We start from the raw sequence: 487 nt of genomic DNA, 5'->3' as shown, positions 1-487 counted from the left end.
CGGTCGAACTGCATGCCCTCGACCACTTCGAGTTCGGTCTCGGCGGTCTTGGCTTCCTCGACCGTGATGACGCCCTCATTGCCGACCTTCTGCATCGCTTCGGCGATCATCGAGCCGACCGAAGCATCGCCATTGCCGGCGATGGTGCCGACCTGGGCAACCTCTTCCGAGGTCTTGATCTTCTTGGCGTTCTTGATCAGCGTCGCGACGACGTCGCTAACCGCGAGGTCGATGCCGCGCTTCAGGTCCATCGGGTTCATGCCGGCGGCAACCGCCTTGTGACCTTCCTGGACGATCGACTGCGCCAGAACGGTCGCGGTCGTGGTGCCGTCGCCGGCGATGTCGTTGGTCTTCGAAGCAACTTCGCGGACCATCTGCGCGCCCATGTTCTCGAACTTGTCCTCAAGCTCGATCTCCTTGGCGACGGTGACGCCGTCCTTGGTGATGCGCGGTGCGCCGAACGACTTGTCGAGGACGACGTTGCGGC

The 487-nt window shown here is 63.0% G+C and carries 1 protein-coding gene; it reads right to left on the bottom strand.

Annotated elements, in window-relative coordinates; all coding sequences use genetic code 11:
• On the bottom strand, nucleotides 1–487 hold a 487-nt coding region (locus BQ8482_RS39880), incomplete at both ends, for a TCP-1/cpn60 chaperonin family protein (RefSeq protein ID WP_280178895.1).

Source organism: Mesorhizobium delmotii, assembly GCF_900149755.1.
In the GTDB taxonomy this organism is placed as follows: domain Bacteria; phylum Pseudomonadota; class Alphaproteobacteria; order Rhizobiales; family Rhizobiaceae; genus Mesorhizobium; species Mesorhizobium delmotii.
This window is presented reverse-complemented; position numbering and strand designations above follow the sequence as displayed.